Annotated in this window: 15 protein-coding genes; 10 read left to right on the top strand and 5 right to left on the bottom strand. The window is 63.5% G+C overall.

Going from position 1 to position 15,795, the window contains the following annotated elements; translation table 11 throughout:
- Positions 1 to 193 precede the first annotated feature (193 nt).
- The 7 genes from NKH80_RS14170 to NKH80_RS14140 all read left to right on the top strand — a co-directional run bounded on the left by NKH80_RS14170 (position 194) and on the right by NKH80_RS14140 (position 7,560).
- Entirely contained in the window at positions 194 to 1,066 is an 873-nt protein-coding gene (locus tag NKH80_RS14170; protein ID WP_031195183.1) for a carbohydrate ABC transporter permease, read from the top strand.
- A gap of 11 nt (positions 1,067 to 1,077) precedes the next feature.
- Positions 1,078 to 1,902: a carbohydrate ABC transporter permease gene (locus NKH80_RS14165; RefSeq protein WP_352476993.1), complete on the top strand. Its 825-nt coding sequence runs from the start codon at positions 1,078 to 1,080 to the stop codon at positions 1,900 to 1,902.
- A 54-nt stretch (positions 1,903 to 1,956) separates the two neighbouring features.
- A complete protein-coding gene (locus NKH80_RS14160) occupies positions 1,957 to 2,961 on the top strand; it encodes an ABC transporter ATP-binding protein (protein ID WP_352476994.1) in 1,005 nt (334 codons plus the stop codon).
- A complete protein-coding gene (locus NKH80_RS14155) occupies positions 2,958 to 3,728 on the top strand; it encodes an L-iditol 2-dehydrogenase (protein ID WP_352992054.1) in 771 nt (256 codons plus the stop codon). The genes NKH80_RS14160 and NKH80_RS14155 overlap by 4 nt, the downstream gene beginning before the upstream one ends.
- A 71-nt stretch (positions 3,729 to 3,799) precedes the next feature.
- Entirely contained in the window at positions 3,800 to 5,278 is a 1,479-nt protein-coding gene (locus tag NKH80_RS14150) for a mannitol dehydrogenase family protein (protein ID WP_352992052.1), read from the top strand.
- Between the two features lie 15 nt (positions 5,279 to 5,293).
- Entirely contained in the window at positions 5,294 to 5,977 is a 684-nt protein-coding gene (locus NKH80_RS14145; protein WP_352992050.1) for an HAD family hydrolase, read from the top strand.
- The gene (locus tag NKH80_RS14140) at positions 5,974 to 7,560 is read left to right on the top strand and encodes an FGGY-family carbohydrate kinase (RefSeq protein ID WP_352992048.1); all 1,587 of its coding nucleotides are present in this window, start codon (positions 5,974 to 5,976) and stop codon (positions 7,558 to 7,560) included. The genes NKH80_RS14145 and NKH80_RS14140 overlap by 4 nt, the downstream gene beginning before the upstream one ends.
- An 18-nt stretch (positions 7,561 to 7,578) precedes the next feature.
- On the opposite strand, the gene NKH80_RS14135 is transcribed toward NKH80_RS14140, so the two are convergent.
- Complete coding sequence (locus tag NKH80_RS14135) at positions 7,579 to 8,160, bottom strand: histidine phosphatase family protein (protein WP_352801087.1); 582 nt, start codon at positions 8,158 to 8,160, stop codon at positions 7,579 to 7,581.
- Between the two features lie 232 nt (positions 8,161 to 8,392).
- Here NKH80_RS14135 and NKH80_RS14130 point away from each other — a divergent pair, with 232 nt between their 5' ends.
- Positions 8,393 to 9,796: an MATE family efflux transporter gene (locus NKH80_RS14130; RefSeq protein WP_352992046.1), complete on the top strand. Its 1,404-nt coding sequence runs from the start codon at positions 8,393 to 8,395 to the stop codon at positions 9,794 to 9,796.
- A gap of 17 nt (positions 9,797 to 9,813) precedes the next feature.
- Here NKH80_RS14130 and NKH80_RS14125 read toward each other — a convergent pair whose 3' ends face one another.
- The 4 genes from NKH80_RS14125 to speB form a co-directional block, all read right to left on the bottom strand.
- Entirely contained in the window at positions 9,814 to 10,461 is a 648-nt protein-coding gene (locus NKH80_RS14125; protein ID WP_352992044.1) for an amino acid ABC transporter permease, read from the bottom strand.
- The gene (locus tag NKH80_RS14120) at positions 10,458 to 11,126 is read right to left on the bottom strand and encodes an amino acid ABC transporter permease (protein WP_254815843.1); all 669 of its coding nucleotides are present in this window, start codon (positions 11,124 to 11,126) and stop codon (positions 10,458 to 10,460) included. Before NKH80_RS14120 ends, NKH80_RS14125 begins: the two co-directional genes overlap by 4 nt.
- 6 nt (positions 11,127 to 11,132) lie before the next feature.
- Positions 11,133 to 11,942, bottom strand: coding sequence for a transporter substrate-binding domain-containing protein (locus tag NKH80_RS14115; RefSeq protein WP_352477002.1), 810 nt, complete (start codon positions 11,940 to 11,942; stop codon positions 11,133 to 11,135).
- A gap of 136 nt (positions 11,943 to 12,078) precedes the next feature.
- Positions 12,079 to 13,140 carry an agmatinase gene (speB, locus tag NKH80_RS14110; protein ID WP_352992041.1) on the bottom strand — a complete coding sequence of 354 codons (1,062 nt, stop codon included), beginning with the start codon at positions 13,138 to 13,140 and terminating at the stop codon, positions 12,079 to 12,081.
- A gap of 183 nt (positions 13,141 to 13,323) precedes the next feature.
- Here speB and gcvA point away from each other — a divergent pair, with 183 nt between their 5' ends.
- Together gcvA and pncB are read left to right on the top strand one after the other, a co-directional pair.
- A complete protein-coding gene (gene gcvA / locus NKH80_RS14105; RefSeq protein WP_352477004.1) occupies positions 13,324 to 14,298 on the top strand; it encodes a transcriptional regulator GcvA in 975 nt (324 codons plus the stop codon).
- Between the two features lie 192 nt (positions 14,299 to 14,490).
- On the top strand, positions 14,491 to 15,795 hold the full coding sequence (gene pncB, locus NKH80_RS14100; protein ID WP_352992039.1) for a nicotinate phosphoribosyltransferase: 1,305 nt from the start codon (positions 14,491 to 14,493) through the stop codon (positions 15,793 to 15,795).

The raw sequence follows: 15,795 nt of genomic DNA, 5'->3' as shown, positions 1-15,795 counted from the left end.
CCCCCGCCGCCCCCCCCCCCCCCCCCCCCCCCCCCCCCCCCCCCCGCCTATGTGAGTGTGGGGTTTAAAAAAAATAGCGCCCCCCTGGGGTGCGGGGGCCCCGGCCGCCCGGGCCCCGCCCCGCCCGAATCCCAGTTCGGGCGGCCAACTTTACGCCGCTGAAAAACTTGGCCGACCTCGAAGGGTGACCGTCATGGCTACTCAGCAGACCCGTTCGCTTGCCCGCTTCATGATGGCGCCATCCGTGGTGCTGCTGCTGGTTTGGATGATTGTGCCGCTGGCATTCACGCTGTGGTTCTCCTTCCAGCAGTACAACCCGCTCAATCCGATGCGCGACGGCTTCGTCGGGTTTTCGAACTACGCGCTGTTCTATTCCAACCCGGCATTCCTGCAGTCGATCCTCAACACGCTCACCATCGTCGTCAGCGTGCTTTTGATCACGGTGATCGGCGGCATCCTGCTGGCCCTTCTGCTCGACCAGCCGATGTGGGGACAAGGCATCGTCCGCATCCTCGTCATCTCGCCGTTCTTCGTCATGCCGCCGGTGGCGGCACTTGTCTGGAAGAACATGATCATGCATCCGCAATACGGCGTCTTCGCCGATATTGCGCGTTTCTTCGGCGGGCAGCCGATCGACTGGTTCGGGCAGCACCCGCTCCTGGCGATCATCATCATCGTCGCCTGGCAGTGGCTGCCGTTTGCGACGCTGATCCTGTTGACCGCGCTTCAGTCGCTCGACGGCGAGCAGAAGGAAGCCGCCGAAATGGACGGCGCCGGCTTCATCAGCCGCTTCATCTATTTGACGCTGCCGCATATGTCGCGCGCCATAACCGTCGTCATCCTGATCCAGACGATCTTCCTGCTGTCGGTCTATGCCGAGATCCTGGTCACCACCAATGGCGGCCCGGGTTATGCCTCCACCAACCTGCCCTTCCTCGTCTACCAGAAGGCATTGCTGGAGTTCAAAATCGGCCAGGCGTCCGCCGGCGGCATCATCGCCGTCATTCTCGCCAACATCGTCGCCTTCTTCGCCATGCGCGCCGTCGGCAAGAACCTGGACAAATAAGGGAGGATAAGATGGCACGTGCAGTCACCACCCGGCACAAGACGATTGCGACCGCGGCCGCCTGGATCGTCGCCCTGCTGATCTTCTTCCCGATCCTCTATACGATCATCACCTCGTTCAAGTCGGAGCAGGAGGCCATCCAGGGCTTCAACCTGTTCCCGTCGGGAACCATGGAGAGCTATTCCGAGGTCCAGGCGCAGAACGGCTATTTCAAATTCTTCCTCAACTCGGTGTTCCTCTCGGTCGGCTCGACCGTCCTGGCTCTGCTCGTCGCCATACCGGCGGCTTGGTCGATGGCGTTTTCGCCGGGCAAACGCACCAAGGACATTCTGATGTGGATGCTTTCCACCAAGATGATGCCGGCCGTCGCCGTGCTGTTTCCGATCTATCTGATCTTCCGCGACACCGGATTGCTCGACAGCCGCATCGGCCTGATGGTCATGCTGATGCTGATCAACCTGCCGATCGTGGTCTGGATGCTCTACACCTATTTTCGCGAGATACCTGGCGAGATCCTGGAAGCGGCGCGCATGGACGGCGCATCGCTGTGGAACGAGATAATCTACGTGCTGACACCGATGGCGGTGCCCGGCATCGCCTCGACCATGCTGCTCAACATCATTCTCGCCTGGAACGAGGCGTTCTGGACGATCCGGCTGACCACCACCGAGGCAGCGCCGCTCACCGCTTTCATCAGCTCCTTCTCCAGCCCGCAGGGGCTGTTCTGGGCCAAGCTTTCGGCCGCCTCGACGCTGGCGATCGCGCCGATCCTGATCATGGGCTGGTTCAGCCAGAAGCAGCTGGTCCGAGGCCTGACATTCGGTGCGGTAAAGTAGCGGGCATCGCCTGACGCAAAAACGAAAAAAGATAGCCCTTCGGGGGAGGAAACCATGGGAAACATCACGCTCAAGAACGTCTCCAAATCCTTCGGGGCGACGTCCATCATCCCCGGCCTTGATCTGGTCATCGAGGACGGAGAGTTCGTCGTCTTCGTCGGTCCGTCGGGCTGCGGCAAATCCACCCTGTTGCGTCTGATCGCCGGTCTGGAGGATACCAGCGGCGGCACCATCATCATCGATGGCCGCGACGTCACCGGCGAGGCGCCGGCCAAGCGCAAGCTGGCCATGGTGTTCCAGTCCTATGCGCTCTACCCGCACATGACTGTGGCCAAGAACATCGCCTTCCCGCTGAAGATGGCGGGCGAGGACCAGGCGACCATCGACAAGAAGGTGAAGGACGCCGCGCGGATCCTGAACCTCACCAACTACCTCGACCGCCGCCCCGGCCAGCTCTCCGGCGGCCAGCGGCAGCGTGTCGCCATCGGCCGCGCCATCGTCCGCCAGCCATCGGCCTTCCTGTTCGACGAACCGTTGTCCAATCTCGACGCGGCGCTGCGCGGTACCATGCGGCTGGAGATCAGTGAACTGCACCACCAGCTCCAGACCACCATGGTCTACGTCACCCACGACCAGATCGAGGCGATGACCATGGCCGACAAGATCGTCGTGCTCAATGCCGGCAATATCGAGCAGGTCGGCTCGCCGATGGAACTCTACAAGACGCCGAAGAATCTGTTCGTCGCCGGTTTCATAGGTTCGCCGAAGATGAACCTGATCGAAGGCGCGCCGGCCGCCAAATATGGCGCCAAGACAGTCGGCATCCGCCCGGAGCATATGAACATTTCGAAGACGTCAGGCGACTGGAAGGCGACGGTCGGCGTTGCCGAGCATCTCGGCTCCGACACGTTTTTGCACGTCCAGGCGGATGGCGTCGGGCAGCTGACGGTGCGTGCCGACGGCGAATTGGCCGCCCATCACGGCGACACGATCTATCTGACGCCGGACAAGGCCAAGCTGCATCGTTTCGGCGCCGATGGGAAGGCGATGCTGCAATGAGGCTCGGAGGTAAATCGGCGCTGATCACCGGATCGGCGCGCGGCATCGGCAGGGCGTTCGCCGAAGCCTACATGCGGGAGGGGGCGACCGTCGCCATCGGCGACATCAATCTCGAGGCTGCCGAGAAGACGGCCTCGGAAATCGGCGGCAACGCCTACGCGGTGAAGCTGGACGTCACCGATCTCGCGTCGATCGATGCGGCCGTCAAGGCGGTCGAAGCCAGGGCCGGCGGCCTCGATATCTTGATCAACAATGCCGCCCTGTTCGACCTGGCGCCGATCGTCGAGATCACCAAGACAAGCTACGACAAATTGTTTTCGGTCAACGTCGCCGGCACGCTGTTTACGTTGCAGGCCGCCGCCCGTTCTATGATTGCCCGCGGCAAGGGCGGCAAGATCATCAACATGGCAAGCCAGGCCGGGCGCCGCGGCGAGGCGCTGGTCGCCGTTTATTGCGCCACCAAGGCGGCGGTCATCTCGCTCACCCAGTCGGCAGGGCTCGACCTGATCAAACACGGCATCAATGTCAACGCGATAGCACCGGGGGTCGTCGACGGCGAGCACTGGGATCATGTCGATGCCTTGTTCGCCAAGTTCGAGAACCGGCCGAGGGGCGAGAAGAAGAGGCTGGTCGGCGAAGCCGTGCCTTATGGCCGCATGGGCACGGCGCAAGACCTCACCGGCATGGCGGTGTTCCTGGCCAGCGATGAGGCCGAATACATCGTCGCCCAGACCTACAATGTCGATGGCGGCCAGTGGATGAGTTGAGGGGGGCGAAGGCGCTCTTCTCCCCGTCTCCTCCACGGGGGGAAGAGCCGTCCCGCTAAAGGGTAAAGCAGATGACCGTGAAACTCTCTTCTTCTATCCTAGCCAAGCTGCCGCCCAAGGTCGCCGGCCCGAAATACGATCGCGCCGCGCTCAAGGCCGGCATCGTGCATTTCGGCGTCGGCAATTTCCATCGCTCGCACCAGGCCGTCTACCTCGACGACCTGTTCAACTCGGGTGTTGGCCACGACTGGGCTATTGTCGGCGCCGGCGTCTTCGAGGGCGAGAAGGTCGGCCGCGGCAAGCTGCAGGAGCAGGACTGGCTGACCACCGTGGTCGAGCAGGACAGCGGCCATATGAGCGCGCGCGTCACCGGCGTCATGATCGACTTCCTGGTGCCTGGCGACGCGATCGCAATCGTCGAGCGGCTTGCCGATCCGGCGATCAAGATCGTTTCCCTGACCATCACCGAGGGCGGCTATTTCATCGATCCGGCTTCTGGCGTCTTCAATCCGACACATCCCGACATCGTTGCCGACGCTGAGCCGGGGGCGACGCCGAAGACCGTCTTCGGCCTCATCCTCGCCGGGCTGCTACGCCGCCGCGCCGACGGTATCGTGCCCTTCACCGTCATGTCCTGCGACAACATCCCCCATAACGGCCATGTCACCTCAGATGGCGTCATCGGCCTTGCGCGGCTGATCGACGAAGGTTTGGCAAACTGGGTGAGCGAGAAGGTTGCCTTTCCCAATGGCATGGTCGATCGCATCACGCCGGCCACCACCGACCGCGAGCGCGGCATTCTCGCCAGCGAGTTCGGCCTCGACGACAATTGGCCGGTGTTTTGCGAACCGTTCAAGCAGTGGGTGCTGGAGGACCGTTTCACCGACGGCCGCCCGCCGCTGGAAAAGGTCGGCGTGCAGTTCGTCAGCGACGTCGCGCCCTATGAGCTGATGAAGATCCGCATCCTCAATGGCGGCCATGCGACCATCGCCTATCCGGCCGGGCTGATGGACATCCATTTCGTCCATGAGGCGATGCAGGAGCCGCTGGTACGCGGCTTCCTCGACAAGCTCGAGCATAATGAGATCATCCCGACCGTGCCGCCGGTTCCGGACACCGGCCTCGAAGATTACTACCAGCTCATCGAGCACCGCTTCTCCAATCCGAAGATCGGCGACACCATACGCCGGCTTTGCCTCGACGGCTCCAACCGCCAGCCGAAATTCATCATTCCGACGATCGCCGACCGGCTGAAGGCTGGCAAAAGCGTTACCGGCCTGGCGCTGGAATCTGCGCTCTGGTGTCGCTACTGCTTCGGCACGACGGATTCCGGTGCCGTCACCGAGCCCAACGATCCGAACTGGGGCCGGTTGCAGGCGACGGCCAAGGCGGCCAGGGACATGCCTGGCGCCTGGCTTGCCATGGAGGACATCTATGGCGATGTCGGCCGCTCGCCGCCGTTCGCCGAAGCGTTCGCCCATGCGCTCAAATCGCTGTGGGCGGACGGCGCGCGCGCGACACTGACGCGCTATCTCGCCGGCGACCTCTGAAGCCGATCCAGCGCGATGACGCCTGAACTGGTCATTTTCGACTGTGACGGCGTGCTGGTGGACAGTGAGATGCTGTCCGTCTCGGCATTGCTGGATATGATCGCGCTTGCCGGCGGCAACGTCAGCGAGGACATTGCCTACGAGCACTTCCTCGGCAAGAGCATGAAGAGCGTCCGCGAAATCCTCGCAAGCGACTTCGGGCTCGATCTCACCGACCAGCATCTGACCGAGATGCGCTCCGAACTGATGCGCAAGTTCCGCCAAGAGCTGAAACCGATGCCAGGCATCGCACAGGTCCTGCCGAAGCTCGGCGTGCCGTGCTGCGTCGCCTCCTCCGGCACGCTGGAGCGCATCCGCTATGCGCTCGAGGTGACGGGGCTGCTTGGGCTGCTGGAGCCGCATCTGTTCAGCGCTGCCATGGTGGCGCGGGGCAAACCGGCGCCCGATCTCTTTCTCCATGCAGCAGATAAAATGAGAGCGGCCCCGCGAAACTGCCTCGTCGTCGAGGACAGCCCGGCCGGCATCGAAGCGGCGCGGGCGGCCGGCATGCGTGTCCTTGCCTTCACCGGCGGCTCGCACACCGGCAACCCGGCCTTGAAAGCGCGGCTTGCGTCAAGTGAGCCGGACTTTATATTCGCTGACATGCTGCAATTGCCCGATCTGATTGCAGGCCTGGGAGCGAGAGCAAAAACACCTTGACCAACAGTTTCGTTTGCGCGGTCGATGTCGGCACCGGAAGCGCCCGTGCCGGCATTCTCGACACCGGTGGCGCCTTGCTCGGCCGCGCCGAGCACCCGATCGCCATGCAACAGCCGAAGGCCGATCACGCCGAGCACGATTCGCAGGATATCTGGTCGGCGGTGTGCAGTGCCGTGCGCGCTGCCCGCGAAAAGGCGCGCGTGAAGGCTGAGGATGTCGTCGGCGTCTCTTTTGACGCCACCTGCTCGCTGGTGGTGCGGGACCGGCATGGCGGCCAGCTCAGCGTGTCCGTTACTGGCGAAAGGCGCTGGGATACCATCGTCTGGCTCGACCATCGCGCAATTGCCGAGGCCGATGAATGCACCGAAAGCGGCCACGCCGTGCTCGACTATATCGGCGGCGTCATGTCGCCGGAAATGGAAACGCCGAAGCTGATGTGGCTGAAGCGCAACCTGCCCGGAACATGGAACGAAGCCGGCTACCTGTTCGACCTCACCGACTTCCTCACCTGGAAGGCGACCGGCTCGCTCGCACGTTCGCAATGCACGCTGACCGCCAAATGGACCTATCTGGCCCATGAAGCGACCGGCTGGCGGCGCGACTTCTTCGAAGCGGTCGGGCTCGGCGACCTTTTCGAGCACGGCAATTTGCCGGAGAAGGCGAGCCCGGTCGGCGCAGATATCGGTCCGCTCAGCGCGCAAGCCGCGGCGGAGCTTGGCCTCACCGAAAAATGCCGGGTCGGCGCCGGCGTCATCGATGCCTATGCCGGCGCGCTCGGCGTGCTCGGCGGTTTCGCAGGTGACGCGACGAACATCGGCCGCCATCTGGCTCTGATTGCCGGTACGTCGAGTTGCGTCATGGCGATGTCGCCAGATCCGCAGCCTTTCGCCGGTGTCTGGGGGCCATATTATGGAGCAGCGCTTCCCGGTCTTTGGCTGTCGGAAGGCGGCCAGTCGGCCACCGGAGCGCTGCTCGATCACATCATCCGCTGGCATGGCGCCGGCGGCGAGCCGGATGCCGTCATGCATGCCAGGATCGCCCGCCGCGTCGCCGAGCTGCGCGCCGCCGAGGGTGGCAACCTCGCCGCAAGGCTGCATGTATTGCCGGATTTCCATGGCAACCGCTCGCCGCTTGCCGACCCGCATGCCGTCGGCGTCATCAGCGGACTGACGCTGGATTCCTCCTTCGACAGCCTGTGCAAGCTTTACTGGCGCACCGCCGTCAGCATCGCGCTTGGCGTCCGCCATGTGCTGGAAGCACTGAACGAAAACGGCTATCTGATCGACACGCTGCACGTCACCGGCGGCCACACCAAGAACCCGCTGTTGATGGAACTCTATGCCGACGCCACCGGCTGCACGGTGGTCGAGCCGCTGGCGGACGAGGCGGTGCTGCTCGGCACCGGCATGATTGCCGCCACCGCGGCCAGGCTTTTTCCCGATTTGAATGCCGCCTGCGTTGCCATGCAGCAAGGCGGCAGGACGCGAGAGCCCAATCCGGCTGCCGCCGGCCGGTTCGACCGCGACTACCGCGTGTTCCTCGAAATGCACAGGCAAAGGCGGGCGCTGGACGCGATCATATAGGTCGAACGGCTTCACGCGCTATCGCTGGTTCCAGCGCCGAACAATCGGCTCGTCGAGATCATGCTCATAGCCGAGCACGCTTATGCTGGCGGTATCCAGCACGAACAGCGCGCCGTCTTGCGGCGGCAGGCCGAGCCAGCGCGCAGCCAGCACTCGCAGGAAATGCGAGCTTGAAAACACCAGGATGTTGCCGTTGGCCTGGCGCAGCTGGCTGACGATGCGGTCCGCCCTCGAGCCGACGTCCGCGGCTGATTCGCCCCTCGGGCAACCGTCGCGAAAGAGACGCCAACCTGGACGTTCGGCAAGGATTTGCTTGGTGGTCAATCCCTCATAGGCACCATAATCCCACTCCGCCAGATCGTCCTTCTTCACGCCCGAAGAGCCGAAGCCGGCCAGCGCACAGGTGTTGAAGGCGCGCTGCGACGGGCTCGACCACACCGCCGAGAAGGACAGGCCCTTTAGCCGCTCAGTGACCCGCCTCGCAGCGTCCTCGCCGGCCGGCGTCAGCGGTATGTCGGTACGGCCGGTATGTTTTCCGGACGCGCTCCATTCCGTCTCGCCATGCCGAACCAGATAGATTTCGGGAAACGCGCTCATCAGGGTGCCTTCAAATGAATCCACCGTGACCATAGCGGCTTCCATGGCCTCTCCAATAGCCTGCATTGAGCTGACTGGCTTAACCCTTCCGCAAGTCAGCCTCTTGCCACCGGTGCCCATTTGATAGACAAACCCGTCGTAATGCGGAATCCGGCCGATCTTGGCCATTTTCCGCGCTGAGACGCGGCTTCCGGCTCTTGCCGACGTGCCGCAATCGGATAGGCGGAAAACTGGAATGTCTGCGATCGAAGCCGACGCTCGCGCGCCGGAAAACCTTTGGCGTCGGGAAATCAGGGCGATGCTGGCGCTCGCCTGGCCGATGGTGCTGACCAATCTCGGCCAGACCGCGATGACCGCTACCGACGTCATGATGATGGGGCGGCTGGGGCCGGACACGCTGGCCAGCGGCGCGCTTGGCGCCAACCTCTATTTCATGCCGCTGATCTTTGGACTTGGCCTGATGCTGGCGACCTCGCCGATGATGGCGACCGAGCTCGGCCGTCGCCGCCACTCGGTGCGCGACCTGCGCCGCACCGTGCGCCAGGGTCTGTGGCTGGCGATCCTCATCTGCCTTCCGATATGGGTCCTTCTCTGGCACGGCGAGAGCGTGTTGCTGGCCATGGGGCAGGAGCCGGCGCTGGCGCATCAGGCGGGTATCTATCTGCGCTGGCTCGAATGGGCGGTGCTGCCCTTTTTCGGCTACATCGTCCTGCGCTCGTTCATTTCGGCGCTGGAGCGGCCGGGCTGGGCACTGATCATCGTTTTCGTTGCCGTCGCCTGCAATGCCTTCTTCAACTGGCTGTTCATGTTCGGCAATCTCGGCATCCAATCGATGGGCATCGCCGGCTCCGGCCTTGCCACCACTTTGTCCAGCACGCTGATGTTCGCCGGCATGGCGACGGTGGTGATGCTTGAGAAGAAATTCCGGCGCTATCGTCTGTTCGGACGCTTCTGGCGCGCCGATTGGCCGCGCTTCAAGGGCCTGCTGCGGCTCGGCCTGCCGATCGCGGGCCTGCTGGCCTTCGAGGTGACGATCTTCAACGCGGCGGCCTTTCTCATGGGCCTGATCGATGCGGCTTCGCTTGCCGCCCATGCGATCGCCATCCAGATCGCCTCAGTCACCTTCATGGTGCCGCTCGGCCTCAACCAGGCGGTGACGGTGCGCGTCGGACTTGCCCACGGCGCCGGCAATCCGGAAGGTGTCAGCCGGGCTGGCTGGACTGCCTATGTCGTCGGTGTCTCCTTCATGGCGCTGATGGGGCTGGTGATGATCTTGTGGCCGCATCTCTTGATCGGCGCCTTCATCGATGTGGGCAATCCGGCTAATGCCGAGGTGGTGGCGCTTGCCGTGTCGTTCCTCGCTTTTGCCGCGCTGTTCCAGGTTTTTGACGGCGCGCAGGCGGTAGCTAGCGGCATGCTGCGCGGGCTGCACGACACCAAGATGCCGATGATCTACGCCGCGATCGGCTATTGGGGCATCGGCCTGCCGCTCGGCGTGCTGCTCGCCTTCCGTTTCGGCTTCCATGGCGTCGGCATCTGGATCGGCCTGTCGTCGGGACTGGCGGTGGTTGCTGCACTCCTGCTGGGGCGCTGGCTGCGGCGGGACAGAATCGCGCCGCCGCTGGTATTCGGGCGTTGAATTGCTGGTCGCCCGGCTCAGCGGGCGGCCGCCCGCTGCTCGAGCGAACGTGCGTATTGCGTCAGCGGGAAGCACATGACGAAGAAGATCAGCGCTACCAGCCCATAGACTTTGAACGGTTCGAAGGTCGCATTGTTGATCGCGTTGGATGTCCTCACCAGCTCCTCGAAACCGATGATCGAGGTCAGCGCGGTCGACTTGATCAGCTGCACCAGGAAGCCGACCGTCGGCGCGCGGGTGATCGAAAACGCCTGCGGCAGGATGATCAGCCTGAGCTCCTGCAGGTAGTGCAGGCCGAGGCTGGCGCCGGCGTCCCACTGACCGCGCGGCAGCGCATCGACGCCGCCGCGCCAGATCTCGGCGAGATAGGCGCTGGCGAAGAAGGTCAGGCCAAGCACCGCCGCGGTCCACGGCTCGATGCGCAAGCCCAGCATCGGCAAGCCGAAGAACATCAGGAAGAGCTGCATCAGCAGCGGCGTGCCCTGGAAAAGCGCGATGTAGCCGGAGGCAAAGCGGCGCGCCCATTTATTCTTGGCGATCCGGAAGAACAGCACGATCATGCCGACCACGGCGCCGCCCATAAACGCAGCCAACGACAAGAGCACCGTCCAGCGCGCGGCCAGCAGCAGGTTGCGCAGAATGTCCCAGAAGGTGAATTCGATCATGACACGCCGGCTCCAAGAAGCCGGCGGCCGCCGCCGACCAGCAGCCGGCGCAGCCCGATCGACAGGGCGAGATAGACCATCGTCACCACGAAATAGGTCTCGAAAGCCCGGAACGTGCGCGCCTGCAGCATGTCGGCTTCATAGGTCAGCTCGCGCACCGCGATCTGCGACACCACGGCGGATTCCAGCATCATGATGACGATCTGGCTGGTCAGCGCCGGATAGATCACCTTGAGCGCCTGCGGCAGCACGATCTTGATGAAGACCTGACGCGGCCTGAGGCCAAGCGCCAGTGCCGCTTCCGTCTGCCCGGGCGGCACCGCGTCGAGCCCGGCGCCAACGATCTCGATCGTGTAGGCGGCCATGTTGAGCGTCATCGCCAGCATGGCTGCCAGCACCGGATCGAGCCTGACGCCGATGCTGGGCAGCCCGAAGAAGATGAAGAACAGCTGCACTAGGAACGGCGTGTTGCGGATCACCTCGACATACCAGCCGATCGCCCGCTTGAGCAGCAGCGGACCGTTCCGCCGCCCTGCCGCGCCGAGGATGCTGAGCAACGTTCCCGCCAGCGTGGTCACAGCGATCAGCAGGATCGTCGTGGCCGCGCCGCGCGCGATCGCCCCTGTCGCCCCGGCAAGCCAGCCGAAGTCGAGGCTATAGGTCACTGGCCGTCAATCCTTGAGATTGGCGGGATCGAGCGGTGTCTTCAGCCAGGCCTTCGAGCTTTCGTCCAGTTTGCCGTCGGCCAGCATCTTGGCGACCGCATCGTTGACCGCTTGTTTGAGGCGGTCTTCCTTCTTGTTGAGCCCGATATGCGAGGGCGAGGTGAGAAGCTGGAATTTCTGCTCCGGCTTCAGTTCCTCCTGGCGAGCCAGCACCTGGGCGCCGACATCGTTGCCGACCACCATCAGTTGGGTCTGGCCCGAGATGAACGCCTGGATGACGGAATTATAGTTGTCGAAACGGCGGATGTCGGCCGAGGCGGGTGCCGCCTCGGTCAGCGAGGTGTCCTCCAGCGTGCCGCGATTGACGGCGATCGACTTGTCGGCAAGGTCTTCCTTGCCTTTGACCGAGAGTGCTGCCGGGCCGATGACGGCGATGTAGTAGGGTGCGTAGGCGGCGGCGAAATCGATCACCTGCTCACGCTCCTTGGAGTAGCCGACGCTCATCAGCAGGTCGACGCGCTTGTCGGTCAGGTACGGAATGCGGTTCTGGCCGGTCACGCTGACCAGGTTGAGCTTGACCTTGAGCTGGTCGGCGATGGATTGCGCCACGTCGATGTCGTAGCCCTTGATGCTCATGTCGGCGCTGGCCGAGGAGAAGGGCGGGAAGTCGGAAAAGATGCCGACATTGATGGCACCGGCCTTGGCGATGTCGTCGATGGCGTCGGCATTGGCGGCCTGGGTGGTGAAAGCAAGACCGGTCGCGCCGAACATCAGCACGGCGACGATGGATGATTTGAGCTTCATGTGAAGTGTCATTGTCATTCCCCTGCTGGAAGCTTGTTTGTTGAATGCAACCGCCGGCTCCAGCGCGGCGGTCGCCTTTGGATTCTCTAGTGGACCATGATCTTTTCCGAAAACCGGTTCCCACTTTCGGGATCATGGTCGAGCTGCGTCAGCCTGCCCTGCCGGCAATCGCCGGGCTGAACACCATCAGGCTGAGGATCTCGAACAGCACCTGCGCGCCGGCATGCGCCGTGTTGGTGGTCGCGTCATATTGCGGCGCCACCTCGACGACGTCGCCGCCGACGATGTTGAGGCCCTTCAGGCCGCGCAGCAGCTCGAGCACTTCCCGCGTCGTCAGCCCGCCGACCTCCGGCGTGCCGGTGCCCGGTGCGAAGGCCGGATCGATGCTGTCGATGTCGAAGGAGACATAGGTCGGGCCGTCGCCGACTATCCTGCGCGCCTTCTCGATAATGGCGGGAATGCCGAGGCCGGTCACCTCTTCGGCATGCACCACGGTCATGCCGGACTCATAGGTGAACTCCCACAGATATTCGGCCGAGCCGCGAATGCCGATCTGGATGGTGCGGCTCGGGTCGAGCACGCCGTCCAGCACCGCGTTGCGGAACGGCCCGCCATGGTGGAACTTGGTCATGTCGAACAGGCCGCTGGTATCGCAGTGGGCGTCGACATGGATCATGCCCACCGGCGCCTTCTTGCCGACAGCCTTCAGGATCGGGTGGCTGATCGAATGATCGCCGCCGACCGAAAGCGGAAGAACCCCTGCGTCGACGATCTGGTTGGTGCGGCGTTCGATGTCATCATGGCTGGTCTCCAGCCGGTAGCGGCTCTGGAACGGCACGTCACCGATGTCGGCGACCTTCAACTCATGCGTCGGCGCGCATTCCAGCACATGGTTGTAGGGGCCGATGCGCTCGATGGCGCGCAACGCCCGTGGCCCGAAACGGGCGCCCGGCCGGTTGGTGACGCCAAGATCCATCGGCACGCCGATCATCGCTACCTGCAGATCGCCGAAATCCGGATTGTCAGCGGCGATTTCACGATAGGGCGCCGCGAGGAAGGTCGGGATGCCGGAATAGGGCGCCAGCCGCGTGCCGGTCTTGGAGAAGATCTTGTCGGCGACACGCTGGAATTTCGGGTCGAACATTTCGCCGCCATGGCTCTCGCCATATTTGCGACGCAACGCTTCGAGCTTGCCGCGGTCGTAACCCATGTCGGTCCTCCATGGCTGGTGCGGTGCGCGGGCGGCGGCCTCGATAGCCGCAGCCGCCGGCTGTCTGCGGATTTCACGTCTTGATGCAATGCCTGGGCAAAGTGTCCTGTAGCTGCATTGAAAAATCAATTGATATTGTTAGGGTGTTCGCTGTGAGAAAATCTCACAGAGCTCAGGTTCCAAATGGCCAAGCGTTTGCCACCGCTCAACCCGCTGCGCGCCTTCGAGGCGACGGCGCGCCATGCCTCACTGAGCAAGGCGGCGGCCGAGCTGAACGTCACCCACGGCGCCATCAGTCATCAGATCAAGGCGCTCGAGCAATCATTGGGCGTCAAGCTGTTCGAGCGTGCCGGCCAGCGGGTGAAGCTGACGCCGCACGGCGCCGAGTTGCTGCCGGCGGTGTCGACCGCCTTCGACGGCATTGCCGCCGCCACGCAGCGCATGACACGGCCGGCCAGCACCGGCGCGCTGTCGGTATCGTGCGTGCCGGCTCTGCTCTTGCTGTGGATGATCCCGCGGCTGGGCAGCTTCACCTCGCAATATCCGGATATCAGGCTCACGCTGATCCCATCCAATGACGCCAAGGACGTCCGCGCCCCGCACATCGATGTCTGCGTGCACTATGGCGACGGCAGCTGGACCGACTGCTGGATGCGCAAATGGTCGGGTCTCGAACTGTTCCCGGTGGTCAGTCCGACGCTGATCAACAACCGCCCGATCCGCACCGTCCGCGACCTCGCCGATCACGTCTTCCTTCATGGCGATGACGGCCGCGAATGGCACACCTGGCTGGCCGCCGCCGACGCACTGGACCTCGAGCGCGGCCGCCGCCATCATCTCGGCGATGCGCGCATGGCGACCGAAGCCGCCGTGCACGGCCATGGCGTGGCGCTCGGCGATACGGTGACGGCAAGCGGACTGCTCGCCCGGGGTCTGCTTGTCGCCCCGTTCAGCCTTTCCGTGCCGGCGGTCGACGATTTCTACGTCGTCTGCCGCAACGAGATGCGGTCGGCGCCGATCGTGCAATTGTTCATCGACTGGCTGTTTGCCGAGAAAGAGCAGGCCGACCGCCGCGCCGACGCGCCGGTGGCAGGTCGCATCGGCATTCGCCGCAAGCGTCCAGCGCTCAAGGTGGTCGGCTCCAAGACCGCATCGTGAGGCCGAAACTGCCGCAGGCGCCGCTTGCCGCAGGGGCTTCTTTTTGTCGGGCCAGCCCGCAAAGCGGGAGGCGCGTTCAAAAATTCGATGCTAAGAGGCATTTGGAGCTATTCCAGGAAAAGTGCGCAGCGGTTTTCCGTCCGGAATTGCGATAGACAAAAGCTAGAGCGAGCAGCGAAGGCGCATTGAGCGATGGCAAAGACCGATATAGCGCGGCGCGTCTACAACCACACCTGGAAGCTCGACCCGATCGTCCGTAGCTTGCTCGACACCGATTTCTACAAGCTTCTGATGCTGCAGATGATCTGGGGCATGTATCCCAAGGTCGACGCCACCTTCTCGCTGATCAACCGAACCACCTCGGTCCGCCTTGCCGAGGAGATCGATGAGACGGAGCTGCGCGAGCAGCTCGACCATGCCCGCACCTTGCGCTTCTCGAAGAAAGAGATGATCTGGCTCGGCGGCAACACTTTCTATGGCCGCAAGCAGATCTTCGAACCGGAATTCCTCGCCTGGCTGGAAACTTTCCGGCTGCCCGAATACGACCTTTCCAAGCGCGACGGCCAATACGAACTCGCCTTCAGCGGCCCGTGGATGTACACGACGCTGTGGGAGATCCCGGCGCTGGCAATTATCAATGAACTTCGATCTCGCGCGGCCATGCGGGCGTTCGGGCCGTTCGCGCTCGACGTGCTCTATGCCCGCGCCAAGGCCAAGATGTGGGCCAAGACCGAGCGGCTGAAGGCGCTGCCCGGCATCCGCATCTCGGATTTCGGCACCCGCCGCCGCCATTCTTTCCTGTGGCAGCGCTGGTGCGTCGAAGCGTTGAAGGAGGGCATCGGCGAGGCCTTCACCGGCACCTCCAATGTGCTGCTCGCCATGGACAACGATCTCGAGGCGCTCGGCACCAACGCGCATGAACTGCCGATGGTGTTCGCCGCGCTCACCAATTCGGAAAAGGAATTGAAACAGTCGCCCTACAACGTGCTGCAGGACTGGCAGCGCTACTACGGCGGTAATTTGCTTATCGTATTGCCGGACACCTTCGGCACCGCGGCGTTCCTGCGCGATGCACCGGACTGGGTCGCCGACTGGACCGGCTTCCGCCCCGACAGCGCGCCGCCGATCGAAGGCGGCGAGAAGATCATTTCCTGGTGGCGCGAAAAGGGCAAGGACCCCAAGCAGAAGCTGCTCATCTTCTCGGATGGGCTCGAGGTCGAGACCATTGAGGAGACCTACCGCCACTTCCGCGGCAAGGTGCGCATGTCCTTCGGCTGGGGCACCAACCTGACCAATGATTTCGAGGGCTGCGCGCCGACCGAGACCAACCGGCTAGACGCCATCTCGCTGGTCTGCAAGGTCACCGAAGCCAACGGCAGGCCGGCGGTCAAGCTTTCCGACAATCCGGCCAAGTCGACCGGCGACGAGAAAGAGATCGAGCGCTATTTGCGGATATTCGGCCAGAAGGATCGCGTGGAGCAACTGGTGAAAGTGTGA

Origin of the sequence: Mesorhizobium sp. M0904 (genome assembly GCF_040319475.1) — a bacterium.
In the GTDB taxonomy this organism is placed as follows: domain Bacteria; phylum Pseudomonadota; class Alphaproteobacteria; order Rhizobiales; family Rhizobiaceae; genus Mesorhizobium.
This window is presented reverse-complemented; position numbering and strand designations above follow the sequence as displayed.